This is a genomic window from Pseudoalteromonas sp. Angola-4 (assembly GCF_028599265.1).
Taxonomy (GTDB): domain Bacteria; phylum Pseudomonadota; class Gammaproteobacteria; order Enterobacterales; family Alteromonadaceae; genus Pseudoalteromonas; species Pseudoalteromonas atlantica.
Map to the genome: position 1 here is coordinate 108,344 of NZ_JAQREK010000007.1, position 23,750 is coordinate 132,093.

At 41.8% G+C, this 23,750-nt stretch carries 19 protein-coding genes; 10 read left to right on the plus strand and 9 right to left on the minus strand.

Translation table 11 applies throughout. From position 1 onward, the window contains the following. The first annotated feature begins 110 nt into the window (after positions 1-110). On the plus strand, positions 111-2,627 hold the full coding sequence (locus tag PSH48_RS10545; protein ID WP_273611531.1) for a penicillin-binding protein 1A: 2,517 nt from the start codon (positions 111-113) through the stop codon (positions 2,625-2,627). Positions 2,628-2,682: 55 nt separating this feature from the next. Here the strand turns inward: PSH48_RS10545 and metL are convergent, their stop codons facing one another. Continuing rightward, positions 2,683-5,028 (minus strand): bifunctional aspartate kinase/homoserine dehydrogenase II, encoded by a 2,346-nt coding sequence (gene metL / locus PSH48_RS10550; RefSeq protein ID WP_273611532.1) that lies wholly within the window; start codon positions 5,026-5,028, stop codon positions 2,683-2,685. 6 nt (positions 5,029-5,034) lie between these two features. Next, positions 5,035-6,282 (minus strand): cystathionine gamma-synthase, encoded by a 1,248-nt coding sequence (metB, locus tag PSH48_RS10555; protein WP_024032534.1) that lies wholly within the window; start codon positions 6,280-6,282, stop codon positions 5,035-5,037. Positions 6,283-6,550: 268 nt separating this feature from the next. Between metB and metJ the strand changes: the two genes are divergently transcribed. Further along, entirely contained in the window at positions 6,551-6,871 is a 321-nt protein-coding gene (gene metJ, locus PSH48_RS10560; RefSeq protein WP_004589341.1) for a met regulon transcriptional regulator MetJ, read from the plus strand. A gap of 61 nt (positions 6,872-6,932) precedes the next feature. Here metJ and PSH48_RS10565 read toward each other — a convergent pair whose 3' ends face one another. Next, a complete protein-coding gene (locus PSH48_RS10565) occupies positions 6,933-8,174 on the minus strand; it encodes a malic enzyme-like NAD(P)-binding protein (RefSeq protein WP_029771819.1) in 1,242 nt (413 codons plus the stop codon). A gap of 520 nt (positions 8,175-8,694) precedes the next feature. Further along, positions 8,695-8,910: a 50S ribosomal protein L31 gene (rpmE, locus tag PSH48_RS10570; protein ID WP_004589339.1), complete on the minus strand. Its 216-nt coding sequence runs from the start codon at positions 8,908-8,910 to the stop codon at positions 8,695-8,697. Between the two features lie 232 nt (positions 8,911-9,142). Here rpmE and priA point away from each other — a divergent pair, with 232 nt between their 5' ends. The 5 genes from priA (at position 9,143) to PSH48_RS10595 (ending at position 14,243) form a co-directional block, all read left to right on the plus strand. After that, positions 9,143-11,329, plus strand: a complete 2,187-nt coding sequence (gene priA, locus PSH48_RS10575) for a primosomal protein N' (protein WP_273611533.1) — start codon at positions 9,143-9,145, stop codon at positions 11,327-11,329. A gap of 11 nt (positions 11,330-11,340) precedes the next feature. Next, complete coding sequence (locus PSH48_RS10580) at positions 11,341-11,868, plus strand: SPOR domain-containing protein (protein WP_004589337.1); 528 nt, start codon at positions 11,341-11,343, stop codon at positions 11,866-11,868. Positions 11,869-11,947: 79 nt separating this feature from the next. Then, entirely contained in the window at positions 11,948-12,466 is a 519-nt protein-coding gene (gene hslV, locus PSH48_RS10585) for an ATP-dependent protease subunit HslV (protein WP_004589336.1), read from the plus strand. Positions 12,467-12,477: 11 nt separating this feature from the next. Next, complete coding sequence (gene hslU, locus PSH48_RS10590) at positions 12,478-13,806, plus strand: HslU--HslV peptidase ATPase subunit (RefSeq protein ID WP_004589335.1); 1,329 nt, start codon at positions 12,478-12,480, stop codon at positions 13,804-13,806. A gap of 62 nt (positions 13,807-13,868) precedes the next feature. Next, the gene (locus PSH48_RS10595; protein WP_064386263.1) at positions 13,869-14,243 is read left to right on the plus strand and encodes a gamma-butyrobetaine hydroxylase-like domain-containing protein; all 375 of its coding nucleotides are present in this window, start codon (positions 13,869-13,871) and stop codon (positions 14,241-14,243) included. Positions 14,244-14,274: 31 nt separating this feature from the next. Here the strand turns inward: PSH48_RS10595 and PSH48_RS10600 are convergent, their stop codons facing one another. The 3 genes from PSH48_RS10600 to PSH48_RS10610 all read right to left on the minus strand — a co-directional run bounded on the left by PSH48_RS10600 (position 14,275) and on the right by PSH48_RS10610 (position 17,818). Next, positions 14,275-16,155, minus strand: coding sequence for a methyl-accepting chemotaxis protein (locus PSH48_RS10600; protein ID WP_273611534.1), 1,881 nt, complete (start codon positions 16,153-16,155; stop codon positions 14,275-14,277). An 89-nt stretch (positions 16,156-16,244) separates the two neighbouring features. Continuing rightward, positions 16,245-17,282 (minus strand): MJ1255/VC2487 family glycosyltransferase, encoded by a 1,038-nt coding sequence (locus PSH48_RS10605; protein WP_121636880.1) that lies wholly within the window; start codon positions 17,280-17,282, stop codon positions 16,245-16,247. Continuing rightward, positions 17,279-17,818: a phosphatase PAP2 family protein gene (locus PSH48_RS10610; RefSeq protein ID WP_029771744.1), complete on the minus strand. Its 540-nt coding sequence runs from the start codon at positions 17,816-17,818 to the stop codon at positions 17,279-17,281. The genes PSH48_RS10605 and PSH48_RS10610 overlap by 4 nt, the downstream gene beginning before the upstream one ends. A 202-nt stretch (positions 17,819-18,020) precedes the next feature. On the opposite strand from PSH48_RS10610, the gene rraA reads away from it, so the two are divergent. Continuing rightward, entirely contained in the window at positions 18,021-18,518 is a 498-nt protein-coding gene (gene rraA / locus PSH48_RS10615; RefSeq protein WP_004589330.1) for a ribonuclease E activity regulator RraA, read from the plus strand. Between the two features lie 77 nt (positions 18,519-18,595). Next, positions 18,596-19,642 carry a formimidoylglutamase gene (locus tag PSH48_RS10620; protein ID WP_273611554.1) on the plus strand — a complete coding sequence of 349 codons (1,047 nt, stop codon included), beginning with the start codon at positions 18,596-18,598 and terminating at the stop codon, positions 19,640-19,642. Positions 19,643-19,845: 203 nt separating this feature from the next. Here the strand turns inward: PSH48_RS10620 and PSH48_RS10625 are convergent, their stop codons facing one another. Both PSH48_RS10625 and hutI read right to left on the minus strand, forming a co-directional pair. Next, complete coding sequence (locus PSH48_RS10625) at positions 19,846-21,510, minus strand: GGDEF domain-containing phosphodiesterase (RefSeq protein WP_029771746.1); 1,665 nt, start codon at positions 21,508-21,510, stop codon at positions 19,846-19,848. A 122-nt stretch (positions 21,511-21,632) separates the two neighbouring features. After that, a complete protein-coding gene (gene hutI, locus PSH48_RS10630) occupies positions 21,633-22,880 on the minus strand; it encodes an imidazolonepropionase (protein WP_096738975.1) in 1,248 nt (415 codons plus the stop codon). A 111-nt stretch (positions 22,881-22,991) separates the two neighbouring features. Here hutI and hutC point away from each other — a divergent pair, with 111 nt between their 5' ends. After that, positions 22,992-23,699: a histidine utilization repressor gene (gene hutC, locus PSH48_RS10635; protein ID WP_054982938.1), complete on the plus strand. Its 708-nt coding sequence runs from the start codon at positions 22,992-22,994 to the stop codon at positions 23,697-23,699. Positions 23,700-23,750: the final 51 nt, after the last annotated feature.

Here is a 23,750-nt window from a genome sequence, read left to right on the forward strand (position 1 = left end):
TTAATAATAAACAAGTTATAATTTTTTTAGTAAAAAATATTATTCATTTTTTAATCAATATATACTAGCAGTCTAAACTCGCAATTGGGAGTCCATTTAGGGAAATATAAGTGATTTTATTAAAACGAACATTACAATTTTTTATCATTTGCACGTTATTTGGTCTGTTCACTTTAATCAGCCTTTATTATTACGTTAAACCTGATATCCCCAGTGTGCAAGTTTTAAAAGACGTGCAATTACAAACCCCTATGCAAGTCTTTACAAAAGATGGACTCTTAATTAATCAATTTGGTGAAAAACGCCGCATCCCCGTCACTATAGACGAAATCCCCCAGCCTTTAATTGATGCTTTTTTAGCAACAGAAGACAACCGTTTTTATGACCATATTGGTATAGACCCTATTGGTATTGTCCGCTCTGCTATTGTGTTAATTTCAACAGGTGAGAAAAAACAGGGCGCGAGTACCATTACTATGCAGCTTGCTCGTAACTTCTTTTTAACACGAGAAAAAGCGTATATTCGTAAAGTTAAAGAGATTTTTATAGCTCTACATATTGAAAGTGTATTAACAAAAGACGAAATTCTTGAGCTGTATCTTAATAAAATAGAACTAGGTAATCGTGCATTTGGTATTGGGGCTGCTGCTCAAGTTTACTATGGTAAAGAGCTAAAAGACCTCACTCTTGCACAAATGGCAATGATTGCCGGTTTACCTAAAGCCCCTTCGGCGCTTAACCCGATTCGTAACCCAATTAGAGCTAAAGCACGTCGTAATGTAGTGCTTGGTCGCTTACTTACTGAAAACTATATTACGCAACAGCAATACAACGATGCGGCTAACCAGCCTATCACAGCTTATTTTCACGGTGCTGAGATAGACCTTTACGCCCCTTATATCTCTGAGATGGTTCGTGCTGAGATGGTTGAGCGCTACGGTGTAGAAAAAGCATATAACTCTGGCTTTAAAATATTTACCTCTGTGGAGTCTAAAGTTCAAAAGGCTGCGCAAACAGCTTTAGTTAATAATTTACATAACTACGATATGCGTCATGGCTTTCGTGGGCCTGTAGACGTGTTGTGGGATCCAGAAACACAGCCTGCCTTAAGTGAGCAGCAAATTATAGAAAAGCTAAAACCTGTTAAAGAAATAGCTGATTTGCATGCTGGCGTGGTGTTAAATGTGGCAGAGAAAACCGCTGACGTTATTTTAAAAAATGGCCAGCGCACCACACTTGATTGGGATAATTTAAAATGGGCGCGCAAATACATTACTCGCTACCGCCAAAGTTTTGCCCCTAAAGCCGCTACTGACATTCTTACCCCTGGCATGCAAATATGGCTGCGTAAAAATAACGACAACAGTTACCTACTAAGCCAAATACCAGAAGCTGCCAGTGCACTTGTTTCACTCGACCCACAAGATGGTCGTATTAAAGCTATAGTAGGTGGTTACAGTTTTGAGCAAAGCCAATACAACCGAGCGGTACAAGCTAAACGCCAAGTTGGCTCTAATATTAAACCCTTTATATATTCTGCTGCGCTCGAAAATGGCTATACATTGGCCTCTATTTTAAACGACGCGCCAATAAACCAGTGGGATAAAAGTTTAGGTGTAGCGTGGCGACCAAAAAACAGCCCAGCCGTTTATAATGGCCCTATACGTATTCGCCGTGCACTTGCACAATCTAAAAACGTTATTTCTGTGCGCTTACTTCGCGGTGTAGGGTTACAACGCACCGCCGATCACTTGCTTAAGTTTGGTTTTAAAGATGCTGATATTAACCGCAGTGAATCGTTAGCATTAGGCAGTGCATCAATCACGCCATTAGAGCTTGCTCGCGGCATGAGCGCATTTGCTAATGGCGGTCACTTAATTGAACCTTACTTTATATCTGAAATTCAAGATGCCTATGGCAATGTACTATTTAAAGCAAACCCGGCTCTTGCTTGCGATGAAGACGAGCTATTACCCGTCTCTAAAGCAGTGGATAGCTTTGCCAACAATAACCTAGATACCGACATAACAGATGATACAGCCACGCAACCACGTTGTGCACCACGTGTTATTTCAAAGCAAAATGCTTTTTTAATTGCTGAAGCAATGCACAGCGCAGTATGGGGTGGCGGTAGCTGGACCCATAAAACAGGCTGGAGCGGGACAGGTTGGCGTGCGCAAGCATTAGATAGACGCGATCTATCGGGTAAAACAGGCACAACCAATGACTCTGTTGATACTTGGTTTAGCGGCTTTAACCGCAATGTAGTAACGTCTGTATGGGTTGGTTTTGACAACCCAGGTAACTCGTTAGGACGCTCAACCTATAATAACAACCTAGATAGCAGTCAAATCTCTGGTGCTGAATCGGGCGCCAAAACGGCACAGCCTGCTTGGGTTGATTTTATGAAAGTGGCGCTTGAGGGCACACCAGAGGCGCCAATAGAGCCTCCTGAAGGACTAGTTTCAATTCGTATCGATTTAAAAACAGGTTTGTTAAGTCATAAAAACGACTACACCAGTCGCTTTGAGTATTTTGAAAAAGGCACTGCGCCTACAAAATATGTGCTGTCTCAGCCAACTGATATTTTTGAAGAAGATACAAAAACAGAAGAAGAGTTATTCTAAAAACAAAAACGGCAGCTTACACAAGCTGCCGTTTTACTATTAATATTTGCCTGCGCTATTTTAGGTTTTTAACTAACCAATATAAATCAGAGTGCACGCCCGCGGCGGTCACTTCTTTGCCTGCCCCAGGGCCTTGTATTACTAAGGCGTTTTCGTTGTACCACTGGCTATTAATAACAAAGATATTATCGCCTGGTGTTAAGTTAGCTAAGGCGTCCCCTTTAGGCGCGTAAGTTATACCTACCTTCGCCGATACTTTACCCTGCTCTAATGCCAATAAACCGGTATACCTAAGTACAGCATCTTGCGCATTTGCCGCATCGGCATGGTGTTTAATAAACGCATTTAGCTTATCTTTATTCACTAAAAAGTCATCCCATGAACCTTGGGCTAACTCATCAGGCATTAATGCTTGTAAGCTTATATCATTTAAATCTAATTCAATGCCAAGCTCGCGTGCAAGTATCAGCAATTTACGTTGCATATCGCGGCCCGATAAATCCTCGCGAGGATCAGGCTCTGTAAAGCCCATTTTTTGCGCTTCTAGAACAAGATCAGAAAATGCCACACTGCCATCGTACTTACTGCATAGCCACGAGAGTGTGCCCGAGAAAACACCTTCAATACGCGTAATTTTATCGCCACTATTTTGTAAATCGGCCAACGCAAAGTTAATCGGCAACCCTGCCCCAACACTGGTGTTGTAGCGCCAATGCAAGTTACGCTCGCTAATACTTTGGCGCAGCGCGTTATACCAATTAGATGCAGCAGTGCCTGCGTACTTGTTAGCACTTATTAAATGGCAGTCTCGCTCAACAAAGTCAGTGTATAATTGGCTAAATTGCTCGCTTGCCGTTATATCAACAACAACTTTGTGCTCGTAATCAAGTTCGTTTAATGCACTTAATAAATCCGCCTGCTCATAAGCAACGGCATTATGCTGCCATTGTTTTTTCCACTGTCCGAGTGTAATACCCGAGGCATTAAATAGCATATGTTGCGAGCGAATTAAGCCAACTAGCTTAATACTATAATCGCCCGACAATCGTTTAAATTGAGCATCTAGCTGGCTTAAAAATTCATCGCCTACATTACCTAAGCCAGCCACAACCAAGGCAACTTCTTGGCCTTTATTAATTAATTTTTCGTGCAATAAACTAAGTACATCGCTTTCTATTAACTGATCCGTTAACAGCAATGTATAGCCTGTATCTTGATGAATAAAACGAGGGTGAATACTTTGCTGATTTAAAACCTCAGCCGCTAATGTACTTAGTGTGTAAACATCTTGCGTAGGTGCAACCACCGCGCAGCCATTTAAATTAGACTCGCTGATATTTGCTCGCCCAGCAAAATAACTCACTACTTGATGCGTTGCACCCGCGGGCACAACTAAGTATGTATCGCCGTTATGTATAAAGTGATGAAGGCTGTGTTGAATAAGTTGGCTAACATGCGCCACTTCACCCGCGTTAAGGCCTTCAACGAGCAGTAAATCAACATTTTGTAATGTAGTAATAAACCGTTTTTGCTTAGCTTTACCTTGTTTTACAATATCCGTAGGGGCAGTTTGCACATCAAAACTACTACGTACAGCCAGTTTAATATTACTGTTTTTTAAAGGCGAAAGCGTTTTAGCATGTAACACAGGGTTACCCAATCGAGCTAATAAGTTAGCTTGTTCACGGCACACCTTGTTGTACTTAATCGCCTTTTCAACTTTACGTGGGTCAGCACTAAATACCCCTGGCGTATCAGTCCAAATACATACATTTTGTGCGTCGCAATAATTGGCCAATAAGGTGGCGCTGTAATCACTGCCATTGCGCCCAAGCGTAACTGTTTTACCATCAGCACTTGCTGCGATAAACCCTGTTACTACGTTAATTTTATTTGCATCAATAACTTGGCTACATTGCTGCTTGTTTTGCGCATGCAAAAGCTCCCCGCTTGTTACACTAAACAGCGCTCTAGCATCATGAGCACACGCTTGAATGTTTAATTGCGTTAAATAGGCTGCTAATAATCGCGCAGACCACAGCTCACCATGCGCCAGTAAGGCCGCCTCTTGCAACTGCTGCTTGCTGGCTTGCTCCGCTACATCACTTAGCTCTTGCGCTAACACAGCTAAAGCCGTGTGTTTAGTATCAGCTTTTAATAACTCTTCAATTAATGCTGTTTGGTGATTACTCAATTGCAGCAAAATATCAGCCACAGCTTGCTTATCTTGTTGTTGATAACTTTGCCACAGCGAAACCAATGTATCGGTGGTTTTACCCGCAGCAGATACAACCACGCAATCGCCAGGCTGTGTGTGGCCAATAATTATTTTTGCCACACTTTGATAGCGCTCGCCCGAGCTTAAGCTCGAGCCGCCAAATTTATGTACACTGTTTACCATACTCAATCACCACAAAGCTGGATGAGCAGCCTGCTGCTTTACATCACCATTGGCATTGCCTGCAGCTTTACCAACACGCCCTACATTTTTATTTTGACCAGGTTTAACTAAGTTAAATACACGTTCAAAATCAGCCAGTAGGTCTTCTACATCTTCAATACCGACCGAAATACGAATTAGCGTATCGCCCACACCCGCCTCTAAACGTGCTTGAGCTTCCATACCTGCGTGAGTCATGGTCGCAGGATGACAAATTAAACTCTCAACCCCACCTAACGATTCTGCTAAGCTAAATTCTTTAAGGCTTGTTAAAAACGCCGCAGCATCATTCACATCGCCTTTAATATCAAAACTAACCATACCACCAAACCCAAGCTGTTGGGCTTTAGCAAGCGCATGTTGAGGATGCGATTCAAGGCCTGGGTAGTAAACTTGGCTAACATACTCAGAGCTTTCTAGGTATTTAGCAATTGCCAGGGCATTTTCTTGGTGCTGTTTTAAACGCACATTTAAAGTACGTAAACCACGTAACGTTAAATAGCTATCAAATGGTGCGCCGGTAATACCAATGTTATTGGCCCACCAAGCAAGCTCATCACCAAGCTCTTGTGTTGCAGCAACAACTGCACCGCCTACAACATCAGAATGGCCGTTTATATATTTAGTGGTTGAGTGCACAACAATATCTACGCCAAACTTAATTGGGTTTTGTAATGCCGGTGATAAAAAGGTGTTATCGGCGGCCACTAATGCACCGCACTGTTTTGCTATATCCGTCACGGCTTTAATATCCGTTAGGCGCAGCACAGGGTTACTTGGTGTTTCTATCCAAATTAATTTAGGTTTAATGGTTAAAATTTGTTCTAGGCTTTCTGGTTTAGTTAAATCAAGCACTTTAAGTTTAAGCAAGCCGCGCTTTTCTAACGACGTAAATAAACGGTAGCTGCCGCCATAACAATCGTGAGGAATAACCAATGTATCATCGTTATTTAATAACTGTGTGGCTAAGTGCACTGCTGCCATGCCCGTAGCAGTAATAATTCCGCGTGCGCCACCTTCAAGTTCTGCTAGAGTGTCAGCTAAAATATCGCGATTAGGATTACCACTGCGTCCATAGTCGTATGCGCGCTTAGTATCAAAATCGGCAAACGAATAAGTCGTCGATAAATAAATTGGCGGTACAACGGCGCCATGATGTTTATCGGCATCAACCCCATTTCGAACAGCAATGGTTGCTTTGTTTTTTTCGCTCATATTCGTCACCTGATTAATTTGGATGTTTAGACGTCTAAAAGAGTAAGTTATCCATTATAATAAGTCAAAGCTTTTAAAGCTCTAGATGGCTAAAAATAACAGACGCGTAAAACTTCAAGAAAGCTGTATTTACTATTACAGCCAGCTTATTAAGATAGATTGCTATCTATTATTTGACTATCTTTTTTAAAACGATAGAATTTCACGCATATTTACACGCTTTTTACGCCGTGTGAGAAATTAATAATCTGAGGCATCGATACATCTTATGGCTAAATGGAATGGTGAGTATATTCACCCATACGCAGAACACGGGAAAAAATCAGAGCAAGTTAAAAAGATCACCGTTTCGATCCCGCTAAATGTATTAAAAGTATTAACTGATGAGCGTACACGTCGTCAAATAAACAACCTGCGTCATGCAACAAATAGCGAGTTACTATGCGAAGCGTTTTTGCATGCCTTTACAGGCCAGCCATTACCTAATGATGATGACCTACGTAAAGATAACGCAGAAAAAGTACCTGAAGAAGTTAAAAAAATAATGCAAGAAATGGGTTTAGAAGTGCCTATTTTAGACGAAGAATAAAACGTCTTTTTAAACAAAAAAACCTCAGCATGCTGAGGTTTTTTTGTTTAAGCGCTATATATTACGCCATATAATTTTCCGGTAAGTCAATTTGTGCTACGCCCGATTCAACAGCAGCAATAGCAACCGCCTTGGCTATACGTGGTAATAAACGCGGGTCCATCGGTTTAGGAATAATGTAATCTGCACCAAATTCGAGCTTTTCTACACCCGCTGCTTTTAATACTTGCTCAGGCACTGGCTCTTTAGCAATACTACGAATAGCTTCAACAGCGGCTATTTTCATTTCATCGTTAATTGCGCTTGCACGTACATCAAGTGCACCACGGAAAATAAACGGGAAACATAAAACATTATTAACTTGGTTAGGGAAATCAGAACGCCCCGTTGCCATAATTAAGTCTTTACGAGCACTGTGCGCAAGCTCAGGTGCAATTTCAGGATCTGGGTTTGAACATGCAAACACCACTGGCTTATCGGCCATTAGTTTTAGATCTTCAGGTGCAAGTAAGTTAGGACCCGATACACCTACAAACACATCAGCATCAGCAATTACATCTTGTAGAGTACGTTTATCTGTATTGTTAGCAAAAAGCTGTTTGTATTCGTTTAAGTCATCGCGGCGAGTATGAATAACCCCTTTGCGGTCTAGCATATAAATATGTTCGCGCAGTGCACCACACTTAATTAACAGCTCCATACAAGCAACCGCTGCAGCGCCAGCACCTAAACATACAATAATGGCATCTTCTATTGATTTGCCCTGCACTTCTAAGGCGTTAAGCATACCTGCTGCAGTTACAATAGCGGTACCGTGTTGGTCATCATGAAAAACCGGAATACTGCAACGCTCAATAAGTGCTTTTTCAATTTCAAAACACTCTGGCGCTTTAATATCTTCTAAGTTAATGCCACCAAACGTATCGGCAATATTAGCCACTGTATTTATAAAGTCTTCGGTGGTGCGATGCTTAACTTCAATATCAATAGAATCTAGGCCAGCAAAACGTTTAAATAAAAGCGCTTTACCTTCCATAACAGGTTTAGAGGCTAATGGCCCTAAATTACCCAAACCTAAAATTGCCGTACCATTACTGATCACCGCAACCATATTACCTTTACCGGTATATTTATATGCATTGGCTGGGTCTGCTGCAATTTCGCGCACAGGCTCTGCAACACCAGGGCTGTATGCTAATGCTAAATCTTGCACCGTTTCGGCTGGTTTTGTTAGCTCAATGCTGATTTTGCCTGGAACGGGGTGAGAGTGGTAGTGTAATGCTTGTTCACGAAAATCTGACATAACGCGATGGTATCCTGCAATTTAAGTTAAGTGAGAGGGAGTATGGGGCTAAGATACTCTTATTATTTTTAAATTCCAAGCAATATCAGGTCTATCCTGTTATATGCTATATCCGTTAATTTTAAGTGATTTATCAGCAACTTCGCTAAAAGTTATCAATATTAAACAAATAAAAATTCATTCAAAAAGTGCTTTTTGAGGTTCATTTTGCCCTGCCAGTATTTTTGTAAAATAGCAGAATATTAAAATAGTAAAATGCACCAATATGGCGCGTTTATCACCGTTAAAAACAAATATCGCCACGATAAGCACTTTTAGCAGCTTGGTTAAAAATTAACGTATAAAAAATATAGAGAAGAATTGTGAGTTTGTCTGCAAAGGTTTATGCATATTCAGAATAAGAACAGGAAATAGTTATGCACACGTAGTACGGCAACAATCGGTAATTTTTTAGTAAAAATGATGAATTTTAGGCACAAAAAAAGCACCCGAAGGTGCTTTTTTTACTAAACAGCAATAATTACTTCTTGCTGCTAAGTGCACCGAAGCGCTTGTTGAAGCGATCAACACGGCCGCCAGTGTCTAAAATCTTTTGCTTACCAGTGTAAAACGGGTGACACGCAGAACATACGTCTAGGTGAATGTCTTTACAAAGAGTAGAACGAGTTTCGAATTTGTTTCCGCATGAACATGTTGCAGAAATTGCTTCGTACTTAGGGTGAATACCTTCTTTCATAGGAACCTCTAGTTAAGGCCGCATCGCTCTCCAAACCCGAAGTCTGGCACCATACGTCGTTAAAACAAATTTATAGGCCGCGGATTTTATCCAACTAGCTTGCCCCGCACAAGCTTTAATTACGCTTTTTGCCAAAAAAGTAACCAACCAGCGCTACCGCATCCATTTGTATGTAGGTTTTTAGCCTTATTTTTAGTACATTAAGCTATTACCCTTTATCACATGAGTTGTTATGCGTTTTGTTGAAGTTGCTATTAAAGTTCCGTTACCACGCACCTTTGATTATAAAATAGATGAACAACTCATCTCGCCCTCGGCGCCTATTATGCCTGGGATGCGTGTTTTAGTGCCTTTTAGCAATCAAAAGAAAGTAGCGGTTGTTCTTGCACTTAAAACGCATACCGACGTGCCAGAGAACAAAATTAAAGCGGTTACTGAGGTTATTGACCAAACCCCTATTTTATCATCACAGCATTTAGAACTGCTTAGCTTTACTGCACGCTATTATTGCTACCCGCTCGGCGAAACCATACACATTGCACTGCCCGGTGCGCTTCGCCAAGGTGAAAACCCAGATAAAACCAGTATTAACATGATTAGCCTTACCGAAAAAGGCGCAAAGGTTCCGTCGTTAAAAGCGAAAACTCAGTTAAATTTATTAAAGCAACTCGCACAATCGGGTAAGTCGTCGGTAACCGAGCTAAAAGCGCTCGGCTTTAGTAAAAAAACAATAGATGCCTTAATAGATAAAGAGCTTATAACCCAAAGCATTGAGCATGATAATCAATGGCAAAGCGTTGCGCCCACAGTCGGCACAAAGCCAGTACTAAATAAAGAGCAAGCCGTAGCATGCACTACAATAAATCAAAGTGTTGGCTTTAAGAGCTTTTTATTAGAAGGTGTAACAGGCAGTGGTAAAACCGAAGTGTATTTACAATGCCTAGAAGAAGTCCTTAAACGTGGCGAGCAAGCCTTGGTTTTGGTGCCTGAAATAGGCTTAACACCACAAACTGTTAACCGATTTCGTCGTCGCTTTCCCGATACGCCAATTATGCTATGGCACTCTGCCCTAACCGATAACGAACGCTTGCAAACATGGCGTTTTTGCGAAAAAGGCAGCTGCGCAATTGTAATAGGTACCCGTTCGAGTATTTTTCTACCTTTTTTAAAGTTAGGAATGATAGTGGTTGATGAAGAGCATGACTCTTCATTTAAACAGCAGGATACCTTACGCTACCACGCACGCGATTTAGCAGCTTATCGGGCATTTCAGCACAAAATACCGCTTATTTTAGGCAGTGCCACCCCTGCGCTCGAAACACTGCACAAAGCTATAAACAACAAATACCAACTTTTAAGCCTTACAGAGCGCGCACAAACTGCGACCGATAATCAGTTTATGTTGCTCGATATGAAAGGCCAGCCCGACCAAGCGGGTATTGCACACGCAAGTCTTGCCACTATGCGCCAACATTTAAACCGTGGTAAGCAAGTTATGGTGTTTTTAAATCGTCGTGGCTTTTCTCCTACGCTAATTTGTCACGAATGCGGTTGGCTGAGTGAGTGTAATCGCTGCAGCACTAGCGCAACCTTTCATAAAGCCATTGGCCAAATGATTTGCCACCACTGTGGTGAGCAACACCCAGTACCTCACCAATGCCCTGATTGCGGTAGCACACAAATTTTTCCTAACGGTAAAGGCACCGAACAAATTGAAGAATTTTTATCGAGTGAATTCCCCGATACACCCGTAACCCGCATCGACCGCGATTCAACCCGCCGTAAAGGGAGCTTAGAAAAAGCCTTAGAGGAGATAAACCAAGGCGGGGCGCGTATTTTAGTGGGCACACAAATGTTGGCTAAAGGTCATCATTTTGCCGATGTTAGCTTAGTGCTTATATTAGATGTAGATAGCGGCTTGTACTCGTGCGATTTTAGAGCCACAGAGCATTTAGCCCAGCTGGTAACTCAAGTTGCTGGGCGCGCGGGTCGCTCTGGTGAGCCAGGCCAAGTATTACTGCAAACCCACTTTCCTGAACACCCTTTATTGCAGGACTTAGTAAATAATGGCTACCAAGATTTTGCCCGTTTTGCTTTAAGTGAGCGTGATGATGCCGACCTTCCACCCATTACCAATATGGCTATAGTTAGAGCACAAGGGCACAGTATTAAGCTCGTTGTCGATTTTTTGACGGATTTGGTTCCTGTTAACGGTGTATCTGGTATACAATTGCTCGGTCCAATTCCTGCCCCACTAGAAAGAGTGGCGGGTATGTACCGGTTTCAATTGCATATTCAAGCGCAAGACCGCAAAGTATTGCATCAGTATCTTGCGCAAATGGTCGACTATTTAAGCACCAGTAAACTTGCACAAAAAGTGCGCTGGAGCCTTGATGTTGACCCTATAGACATGATTTAGGTTAAAGCCAAATGGCACAGCACGATTATATTAATAAAAAACCAGCGGGTAGAAAAAACACCAAGCAAGCCCCTGCTAAAAAACCATTTCCTATACTTTTAGTTGTTATTACTGTTTTGCTTGTAGGCGGCTTTGCTTACGGCTTATGGTTTATTAAAAATAACGCCGACCCTGAGCTTGTTGAGCAGCAGGCGCACCCTAAAACAGCTGAAAAAGTAGAAATAGCTAAACCTCGCGCTCCTAAGTTCATTGAAGAAATTAAAGAGCACGAGATCCAAGTTGAAGTAAGAGAAATTGAGCAAAAAGGCCCCTATGTTATGCAGTGTGGGTCGTTTAGAACACACGCACAAGCCGAAACCCTCAAAGCTAAAATTGCCTTTGCGGGCTTAATTTCTGAAATTAAAAAGACCACAGGTACTAATGGTGTTTGGTATAAAGTGCGTTTAGGTCCTTATAAAACAAAGCGCCAAGCCGAAAGCGACAAAAACAAACTCAAACGAGTGCATGTTGTTAGCTGCGGAATTTGGGGCTGGACTTGAAATTAGTCCATTCACCCATATAACCTCATCATAATCGTTTTTTACAAGCTGCCCCCGCAGCTTGATGATGAGGAATAACATGACCACTATCGTAAGTGTACGCCGCGACAATAAAGTAGTAATTGGTGGCGACGGCCAAGTTTCACTTGGTAATACCGTAATGAAGGGCAACGCCCGTAAAGTTCGACGCCTTTATAATGGCAAAGTAATTGCTGGTTTTGCCGGCGGTACTGCTGATGCCTTTACCCTTTTCGAACGCTTTGAAAGCAAACTAGAAATGCACCAAGGTAACCTCACTAAAGCCGCTGTAGAAATGGCCAAAGACTGGCGTAGCGACAGAGCCTTACGCAAGCTTGAGGCACTCCTTGCGGTTGCAGATGAAACTGCTTCACTAATTATCACCGGCAATGGTGATGTAGTGCAGCCAGAAAACGATTTAATAGCCATTGGTAGCGGTGGTAACTTTGCTCAATCAGCAGCCACTGCCCTATTAGAAAACACCGATTTAAGCGCTCGCGATATCGTAGAAAAAAGCCTGACCATTGCTGGCAACATCTGTGTATTTACCAACAACTTCCAAACAATCGAAGAATTATAATAGGACCCATTATGTCTGCTATGACCCCAAGAGAAATTGTACACGAGTTAGATCAGCACATTATTGGTCAAGCTAATGCTAAAAAAGCCGTGGCTATTGCCCTGCGTAATCGCTGGCGCCGTATGCAACTAAACGATGACTTACGCAGCGAAGTAACCCCTAAAAACATTTTAATGATTGGCCCAACCGGTGTCGGTAAAACTGAAATTGCCCGCCGTTTAGCTAAGCTCGCTAATGCGCCTTTTATTAAAGTAGAGGCGACTAAATTTACTGAAGTGGGTTATGTTGGTAAAGAAGTAGAGACTATCATTCGCGATTTAGTTGATGTATCAATTAAAATGACCCGCGAGCAACAAACTAAAAAGTTTAAGCACCGCGCAGAAGAAGCAGCAGAAGAGCGTATTTTAGATGCACTTTTACCACCAGCTAAAGATCAATACGGTGAAACGCAGCGCGATGACAACTCATCTACTCGTCAAACATTCCGTAAAAAATTACGCGAAGGTCAGCTTGATGATAAAGAAATAGAAATAGATTTAGCACAAGCACAGCCAAATGTAGAGATTATGGCGCCTCCTGGTATGGAAGATATGACCAACCAGTTGCAAAGCATGTTCCAAAACATGGGTGGCGACAAACGTACTAAGCGTAAGTTAAAAATTAAAGAAGCCTTTAAGTTATTAACCGAAGAAGAAGCCGCTAAATTAGTTAACCCTGAAGAGCTAAAAGAGCAGGCTATTTTTGCAGTAGAGCAAAACGGCATTGTGTTTATTGATGAAATAGACAAAATTTGTAAGCGTGGCGATTCGTCAGGCCCAGATGTTAGCCGTGAAGGTGTACAACGCGACCTACTTCCACTAATTGAAGGCTCAACCGTTAATACTAAACACGGTATGGTGAAAACAGATCACATGCTATTTATTGCATCGGGTGCGTTCCAAATGGCTAAACCATCAGACATGATCCCTGAGCTACAAGGTCGTTTACCTATTCGTGTAGAGCTTGAAGCACTAAGTGCTAATGACTTTAAACGAATTCTTACCGAGCCACATGCCTCACTTACTGAGCAGCAACGTGAATTGCTTAAAACTGAGCAAGTAAATGTTGAGTTTAACGATGATGCAATAGAGCGCATTGCTAAAGCCGCTTGGCAGGTTAACGAGAAAACCGAAAACATTGGTGCTCGTCGCTTACATACGGTAATGGAAAAGCTAATGGAAGAAATTTCATACGATGCATCTGAACAAGCTGGCTCTACCCTTACTATTGACGCCGCTTATGTAGAAAAACATTTAGGCGCATTAGTTGAAGATGAAGATTTAAGCCGCTTTATTTTATAAGGTAGGCAAAAATACTATACTAAAAGCCTCCATATTGGGGGCTTTTTAATGGGACATATAAAATGAAACACGTAACAAAAGTGCATTATCATAGCGTGAGTAAAAACCTAGATGTTTACTTTGATGATGACAGCATGGCTGTATTTAGCTGCGAGTTTTTACGCGTTCACTCTCCCTCGGCCGAAGTGCAAGGGCATGGTGCAGAGCCAATGAAGTTGGTACTTAATAAACAACATGTTGGTATAAAAAAGATTGTACCGGTGGGGCATTACGCACTTAGATTAGACTTTGATGATGGTCATAACAGCGGGCTATTTAGCTGGAGCTACTTTGAAACACTACAAGCGCAGCACGAAACCTTGTGGGATAAATACCAAGCGCGTCTTGCCGAGCACGAACGAAACAAAGATAGCGTACCAATAAAGTTTGTTCCCTAAACCTTATTGGCTTTTTAAACGCTACACTGTATTACACTTTAAATTTATCAATAGCCGCAAATAATACGCGCGCTTGTTCAGAGACTTCTTCACTGGTTTGCGCATTATTAACTGCATGCTCAGAGGCATCTTGGGCAATGTCTCTAATGCGTACTACATTTTTGTTCACCTCTGATGCCACCTGACTTTGCTCATCAATAGCAACGGCAATTTGAGTACTCATTTCCATTATGGTTTGCACATCTTCGGTAATAGCACCGAGTAAATCACCCGCTTTAATAGCTTGTGAAGCACTTTCATCACCTTGCGAGCGACATTGATGCATAATACTTACTACCTCTTGCGTGCGCTGCTGAAGCGTATTAATAATGCCTTCAATTTCACTGGTAGACTCTTGTGTACGTTGCGCAAGCGAGCGTACTTCATCCGCCACAACAGCGAACCCTCGCCCTTGCTCACCAGCACGAGCGGCTTCTATCGCGGCATTCAATGCAAGTAAATTGGTTTGCTCTGCAATGCCTCTGATTACATCGAGCACTGAGCCTATGGTTTCACCGTCTTTTTCAAGTTGCGATACCACACTTGATGCGTTACCTAACGACGAAGATAAATCGCGTATCTGCTTAACCGTAGAGTCTACTTCATTACGCCCTTGCTGCGCGCTTAGATTGGTTGACTCTGCTTTTTTAGCAGCAGCTTCGGTATTATGAGAAATATCTTGAATCGTTGCCTGCATTTGCGTAGCCGCAGTGGCAACCATATCCGCTTCGTGTAACTGCTCTTGCATGCCTGAACTTGTTGCAGAGGTACTTTCAGATAAGTGCTCTGTTGCCACATTTAACGTATTAAGCGCGGTATTCACTTCGTTTATGAGGTTTTTAAAATCGCCTATTAAACTATTAAAGTCCGACGTCATAATGGTAACTTCATCATTACCTGTTTGCTCTATCATTACGCTTAAGTCGTTATTACGGCGTATGTCGTTTATGGTGTGATATACCCGCTCAATAGGCACAATAATTGAATGGCTAGTAAAGTACACCAGCGCCAACACTATAATCCCCGAAATAACAAATACAACGATGGCAATAAACTGCGCTTGGTCAACGCTTTTCTCAACTTCCAGCTTGGTTGACTCAACAATTTGACCAACAACCTGATCGCTTTTTTCTACGTTAATACGCATAACGCCTAGTGCACCAGAGTCTAAATCTAGCCCTAACTGCGTTTGTGCCTTTACAAGATTTTGAAAAGCACTTTGATACGTATCTATTAAAGGGCTTATTTGCGACTTATAACTACTTTGCAAATCAGCTTGGGTAATTTTTTGTTTAAACGTACTAATAAGTTCGTTAAAGCGAGTTAAGTACTTTGCATCAAAGCGCAGCATAAAATCTTTCTCAGCGCGTCGCAGCTGTAGCATTGCCGATAAAAGCTCAAAGTTATCTTGCTCTTTTAATAGCACCTCAACTTCGTGCACTGCAGTTCTGAGCTTGCCATACAACCCATCTTTAGGGTTTAAACCTATCTGTTGCTGTAACCTAACAACCTCTGAAAAATTGTTGTTGTAGTTAGTAATAAGCGTATGAAAATGCTCAATTTGCGCTGTGGTAATGCCCTGCTGTTGCATTACCTCCTGCAGCTTTTTGATTTTAGTGCTTAGCTGTTTAAAATCCTTATCAAATGATGTAAGTGCTTCCTGCTGCTTGTAAAAAAGAAAGTTTTTTTCATGCTTTCTAAGCTCTAGTGCATGTACGTTGAGCTCTTCTGCAAGCTGAATTGTTTTATTCAGATTGAGTGTTACGCGCGACTCATAAATTATCACACACAACAAAATGACCATTGCCAGACCGACTACCACTGCATTAAGTTGCAAACGCCTTTTAATGGTTAAGTTTTGTAAAAAATTCATTGAAAACACCTATATTTAATATGCACTAATAGTGTAGTACGTTCTGGCGCTTTATATTGAACTTTTTATTAACTTTTTATACATATAACTCATGCTTTTAGATTAACACTCCCCCATAAATCTTTATGCAATGAGTGAGTGTCATGCCACTGTTTATTAAGTAGCCATTTAACCAAAGGGGCAGGATCACTGGGAAAATTAATTTGTTTGTTTTGCGGGGCACTATTCCAATCATCCAGCGCTTGCGGGTTTAAATAATTCATTACATGGGCCATTTTCATCGCCCGCAATGTTTGTGCATTTGCATCTTGTTCAAACTGACCATCAAGAGGTTTAAGTAATAATTTTTTCCCAAGTTTTAAGGCCTCACTTGCCAGCTCAAAGCCTGCATTACCAATTACGCCACTGGTATTTGCTAAGTCGTTTAAAAACCCCGCTCGTGAAGGAGTGCGCAAATGAATATGCCCAAGGGATTTATCCTGCGCATGCGGGTGGTAACAGTAAAACTCTTTTTCTGGGAAGTCCTTTAAATAATCAATAATGTTGTCGAGGTTCTCAAAGGGTAAATACACCAGCACTTTATTCATAACGGCGACAGGATTGCCATGGTCATGGTTTGCAATAAAGGGCGGTATAATATTATCTGCAAAGGGCTGCCAATGTACGCCTAAATAGGTGCTTGCTGGCGCGTAGTGCTTAATGAGAGATTTTCTAAATAAACCGCGGCCAAACATAGGCACGCTATTAGATAAAAAGGCCGCCTGGTGACTAATACCAACTACAGGCACGCCTGCACGCTTTGCAGCCCAAGCTGAAATAGGCTCAAAGTCATTTAAGACAAAATCGTATTTTTTTACATTAAATGATTTTATATCGTTAACTAACTTACACACACGGGCATTTTTTAATGTTTGATAGCTTTTTACTTGGCCATTTTTAGTGCTAAACGATAACCCTCGAAACGTTTTGTAATCAGCAAATTCCTGCATATCAAAGTAGTCTTTTTCAGGGCGCCCTGAAAAAACGTAATCTACATCTATACCTAACTCTTTAAAACAACTTGCCATAACACGGGCGCGCGTAATGTGGCCATTACCTGTGCCTTGTATGCCGTATAATATCTTCATACAGGCACCACCAAAGCCAGCGCAAATAAACCACATGAACTGCCAATAACAGCGCCAATTATTATATCTGCCGGAAAATGTACGCCTAATACTACGCGAGAAACCGCCACCCCCGATGCCCAACTAAACCAAAGCCACGCATACTCTGCAAAAAAGTGACTCAATATTACCGCAACTAAAAATGCTGCTGCACTGTGTCCCGAAGGCAAACTAAATTTGTCACTAGGCACAATATACGCATTACTGACTAAGCAATCACAGGGGCGGATTCGGCCAAAGCTACGTTTTGCTAAAAAATAAATAGGCCTTTCAATTGCAAACCCCAGTAACACCGATATTGGCAATAACTGATGCTGCTCATTGGTACTTAGCCACCAAACAGCGCCACACATAAGTAAATATAAACCACCATTACCACTTTTAGATAAACCAAGCGCAGCCGTCTTCAGCCATTTGGGTGAATTATAATTAAACAGAGTTAAAAAGAGTTGTTCATCCATTTGAGCCATTTTTTTAAGCACGTTATTGTCGTTCATTATTTACCCTTAGCTGCACAATATCTAACCATAGTTAAAGCTTAGTGGCAGAAAATAACAATTGAGTGACGCTTTTAAGACACTATTGTTGCCATTTCTAATTTCGGCATTTTTTGAATAAATTTACTGCTATTAAGTCGTTGTTATTGCATATAAGGAGGGTATACTGAGGGTAACTTATGTACCCTTTGAGGATAAAATAATGGATTACAGCACTTCTGACTTATGTGACTTTTTTGCCGATGTGGTTGACGTGCTTGAACCGATGTTCATCAACTTTGGTGGTCGACACACGTTTGGCGGCCGAATTAAAACGGTTAAATGTTTTGAAAATAATGAACTGATCCGTGAAATACTCTCACAAGACGGTACTGATCAAGTACTACTTATCGATGGTGGTGGCTCAACACGACGCGCCCTTATCGACATTGAACTTGCAGAGCTTGCGCTTGATAACAACTGGAACGGCATTATTGTATTTGGTGCTGTGCGTCATGTAGATGAGTTAGAAGAAATTGATTTAGGTATTCAAGCGATTGCATCAATTCCTGTGGCCGCCGACAGCGAAGGCGCTGGTGAAGATGGCATTGGCGTTAACTTTGCTGGTGTGTCGTTTTTTGATGACGATTTTATCTATGCAGATAGTACTGGCATTGTATTATCAGCAGAAGAACTTGAACTAGAAGTTATCGAAGAATAAAGTAACAAGCAGTGCTCAACAGAGCACTGCTTACGCCACCACGAATAATTTTTGCTGCTCAATACGGATTCAACACAGTGCACCCTACCTTAAAAGTGTATGATGAAAACGCCGTTAAACCCTACTGCTCCACACGCGTTAACGAAACAAAAACCTGGCAGTCTGTTGCTCTATTAGACACCCATGTAAATGTACAACAAGCCCTTAACGATGCAGCGCAATTTGGTATTCGCTACGTATTACTTGGTATATGTGAAGATATAGGCCCTCGCGCTAATTTAGGCAATGGCGGCTCACATCAAGCTTGGCCCGCTTTTTTACAATACTTTTTGAACCAACCAGTTAACCAGTTTAACGCGACCCAGCAGGTATTGCTGTTAGGCGAAATTGACGTTGATGATGTCATGGCGCAAGCGCAAGGCTTAAATAACCAGCATGCTGAAGAGCTGGCTCAACTACGTAAACTATGCGCAACAATAGATGAGCGAGTAGAGGCGGTATTAACGCTTATATTTAATGCGGGCCTTGAGCCTATTATTATCGGCGGTGGGCACAATAATAGCTTTGGCATACTCAGTGCTTTAAGCAAACATAGTGGGGCTTCAGTTAACGCTATAAATTTTGATCCCCATGCAGATTTACGGCCTTGCGAAGGTCGCCACAGCGGCAATGGCTTTAGCTATGCCTTGAAGAAAAATGCATTGCAGCAATATCATATTATTGGCCTGCATGAGCAAAAAAATAACCAAGCCATTTTTGACTTAATCGCGCAAAATCAATGTAGTTTTCACAGCTATCAAGCTATTAATGTACGCCGAGAAATATCACTAACCGATGCCGTACAGCGCGCCTTAGCAGCGTTTAATAATGCGCCACTTGGTATTGAACTCGACTTAGACAGTATTTCGTTTTTACCGGCCAGCGCGTATACATGCTGCGGCTTTAGCGTTAGTGATGCTGAGCATTATGTGTATTTAACAGCAAAACACAGCACTGCCCGCTACCTACATTTGTGTGAAGCTGCACCGTTAAATCACCCAGCTGGGTTAACAGCAGGTATGCAAAGCTGTGGGCAAATTATTAGTGCATTAGTAAATGCCTACTTACATGCAAAAACACGTTAATTGTAATTAGCTTAATTAACCGCTGCATTTTTTAAGGCCGCCAAATTGCCTTACTGGCTTAGCTAAAAATGGTGAGTTAATTGAGCTTACTATTGGCAGGTGTATAACTCACTTTTGCACGCTATACGCTCATAAGTGAGTAATTCTATCGCAGCGAATTGCTGAATTTTCCTTACAAAATAATTATTGCAGCTTGGCATAACTTATTGTGTTTGGTGAGCCTGCCACTGCTTTAGCCAACTCATTAAGCCAATGCTGCTTAACGGGTGGCCAAAATAATAACCTTGTGCTGCGTGCGCTTTTAAACTTTTTACAAACTTTAATTGGTCTAAGGTTTCAACGCCCTCAAAAATAACCTTGGTATTTTGTTGGTTATGCATTTCAACCATACCGCCTACTAGGCTGCGTATATTATTTTGATTGCTAAAATCTGCAGTAAGCGATGGCGCTACCTTAATGTATTCAACAGCTAGATTTGGCAGCTTAGAAAGAACAATGGGGTTATCGCCTAACCCATCAACGCATATTTTTAAGCCTATATTATTTAATCGGGCAATCATCGCACGGCCCTTATTATCTAAATCTGTGAATATATGCAGCGGGCATTCAACAATTAAATCTCCGTGCTGTAAGTTGTGCTCACTCACCACACTATCTACAAACTCAACAAACTCTTCGTTAAGCATTTCGGGGCCAAATAAGTTAATGCTCAGCGGTATAGCAATCCCCTCTATGCGAAGTGCCATGGCAAGCTCTGCGGCCCGCTCTATAACAAATTTAGCCAGTGGGTAAGCTAAACCCGCAATATGAATATCATCAATAAACCGGTGGGCTGATAAAATACCTTGTTGAGGGTGCTGCCAACGCAACAGAAGTTCTAAAAACTCAATTTGGCCGTCGTCATTGCGAATAATAGGCTGAAAATAAAGTTCAAGCTCGCTTACAAAATCAATATTAGCCAGCTCTTTTAAACGGGCTTGCTGCTCAAGTTGCTCAACCATCATTTGTTGGTGGTACACAACCACTGCTTTTTTAGGCTGACTATCAAGGGCTAAGTATGCACACGATACTAAGTTATCAAAGTTAGCGTCTTGCTCATCGCAATTAACGTAACTCGCCCTTGCTTTTACCTCTACGGTACAATTAGCAACGTTAAACGGTTTAAGTGTTGCGCCAATAATTTGCTCAATGATGTGTTCATGGCTATGTTTGTGCACAGCTAAGCTGCAAATAAAGGCAAAGTTAAGACCGCCTAAATGCGCCAATTTTTCTTGGCCACCTAAATCAATCACATTATCGTTATTTAGTAAGTCTTTTATTCTGTTGGCCGATTGAGCCAAAAGCAAATCACCAAAATCTCTGCCTATGTGCTGATTAACTTGCTCAAACCCTTCTAGACGAACAATCACCAGTGCTGCTTCTAGCTGTTTTTCTTTACACCAGCTGTAATAGCCTTGGCGTAACTGCTGTTTATCTGCAAATGCAGCAAGAGGAGAGTCATCTTGGTACGGTTCAGGCTCATTAATGTTATGCGAATCTTCAACTTTGGGCTCTTCTTCCTCGCTCATTAGCCCTACAACCGCTAGCAGAATAATAGCCACCACCACCCAAAATAGGGGCACGTCCATTAGTAAATGCGCTGAAAACAACACCACAAATAGCAACCCTGAAACGGCGCTTGTGATAATCATGCTCCAACTATTACGCTCAAACGCTTGCCATAAATGAAAGCAAAAACCAAAAGCGAGCAATATTGCTAACCAAGCAGCCCCGCTACTTAAAATGGCTAAACCGACAGCGCCTGTACATAAGTAACTAAATTTAATACTGGTATTTTTAACCGCAAATAACGTAGCGACCATCGCCATTAACAGCGCGCCGCTAAAAAATATTGGAAAGTTACTGTCAGTCAAAATACTCAAGCTTACGCCACTCCATTAGCTATAAAATTTAATAAAAGCATGTTAAATATGGACAAAAATAATACAAACTAATTAATTCTACCCAAAATCCATAGATTTAACAGTTTATTTACGCCAAATTGGTAACTTAATTGTGCAGGGTGACCTATTTGCCAGTGCGCAATATCAGCCCTTGCCCCAACCTTTAATACGCCTCTGTCTTTTAAACCTAGTGCCTGCGCTGCATTGCGGGTTACTCCTGCAAGGGCCTGCTCAGGGGTGAGCCTAAATAAAGTACATGCCATGTTCATCATTAATTGCACAGAACATAAAGGCGAGGTCCCTGGGTTAAAGTCACTGGCAATAGCAATAGGCACATTGTATTTTTGCAGCAAATCGATGGGAGGAAGCTGTGTTTCTCGTAAAAAATAAAAAGCCCCAGGTAATAAAACAGCCACAGTGCCAACCTCTGCCATGGCTTTTACGCCGTTTTCATCAAGGTACTCAATATGATCAGCTGAAAGGCCTTTATACTCAGCCACCAGCTGTGCGCCCTGCTGATTAGAAAGCTGCTCAGCATGACATTTTACCGGCAAGTTATGCTTTGTAGCTGCATCAAACACTTGTTTTGTTTGTGCAAGACTAAAGCCTACATTTTCACAAAATACATCTACAGCATCGGCAAGGTTATTAGCCACTACCTGCTCAAGCATCTGCGTACATACTAAATCTATGTATTCATCTGCACGGCCTTTGTATTCAGGGGGTAGCGCATGTGCACCTAAAAACGTGGTTTTAATATCAATAGGATGATGCTCATTAAGCAAACGCGCCACTTCTAAAATTTTTATTTCGTTTTCAACATCAAGCCCGTATCCCGACTTTATCTCAGCAGTCGTTACGCCCTCGGCAAGTAAAGTGTTTAAGCGATCTTTTGCATCAACAAATAACTGCTCATGATCTGCCGCGCGAGTGGCCTTAACGGTACTGGCTATACCGCCACCTTGCGCAGCTATTTGTTCATAGCTTACACCTTGTAAGCGCTGCTCAAACTCCTCAGCTCGGGAGCCTGCAAATATTAAATGTGTATGGCAATCAATAAGTCCAGGTGTTAACCATTGCCCTTTAATACTTAATGTAGGGGTAGCAAAGGCATCAAAACTGGGTAAGTTTGATTGCTCACCTAACCATACAATTTCGCCGTTTTTAATCGCCAGTGCCGCATTTTCTATAGCCCCATAAGGTGCATCAATTGTACTATCCATGGTTGCTATGTTGGCATCAGTCAATAATAAGTCGAGATCTTCCAAGGCGTAACCCGTTGTTTTATTTTGCATACTTAGCTCCCTAACGTGCTTAAAATACAGTCTAACAATACACCTTGTATATACAAGATAATTATGCCATCTTTATTAAATAGTTTATTTTAAGTACAGCTAATAATAGTAATGACCACACCTAAATTTGCACAAATAAAACAATTTATTGTCGATAAAATAAAAAATGGCGCATGGCAAGAAAACCAACGTGTCCCTTCAGAAAACGAGCTTAGCAGCCAATTTTCTGTAAGCCGTATGACCGCACGACGTGCACTTAGCGAATTAACAGATGCCGGTATTTTAACGCGCAGCCAAGGGTTAGGTACGTTTGTAGCAAGTTTTAAATCGCAGTCGTCACTACTTGAAATTAAAAACATAGCCGATGAAGTAAAAGAACGTAACGGGCAATACAGCTGTAGTGTGCAAGTGCTTGAATCAATCAATGCGGTAGCACCCATAGCCATTGCGCTTGGCGTTGAAGTAGATAGCCTGGTGTATCGCAGTGTGCTTGTACACAATGAGAACGACAAACCACTGCAAGTAGAAGAGCGATTTGTAAACCCAGCTTTAGCCGCGGGTTATTTACAACAAGACTTTAGCGCCCTCACCCCGCATGAATACTTATCGAGCGTAGCGCCGCTCACACAAGCGCGCCACACAGTGGAAGCGGTTATGCCTAACTCGCAAATGTGCCAATGGCTTAACCTGTATAACGAAGAGCCCTGCTTGCAGGTTATTCGTCGTACTTGGTCTACAAAAGGCATAGTAAGCTTTGCTCGCTTAGTATCACCGGGCAGTAAATACCGTTTGGGCGGGCACTTAACATTTAAAAAATAATAACAACGTAACGCTCAAGGGCGTTTTTTTGTAGCTGACCATCTTGTATAT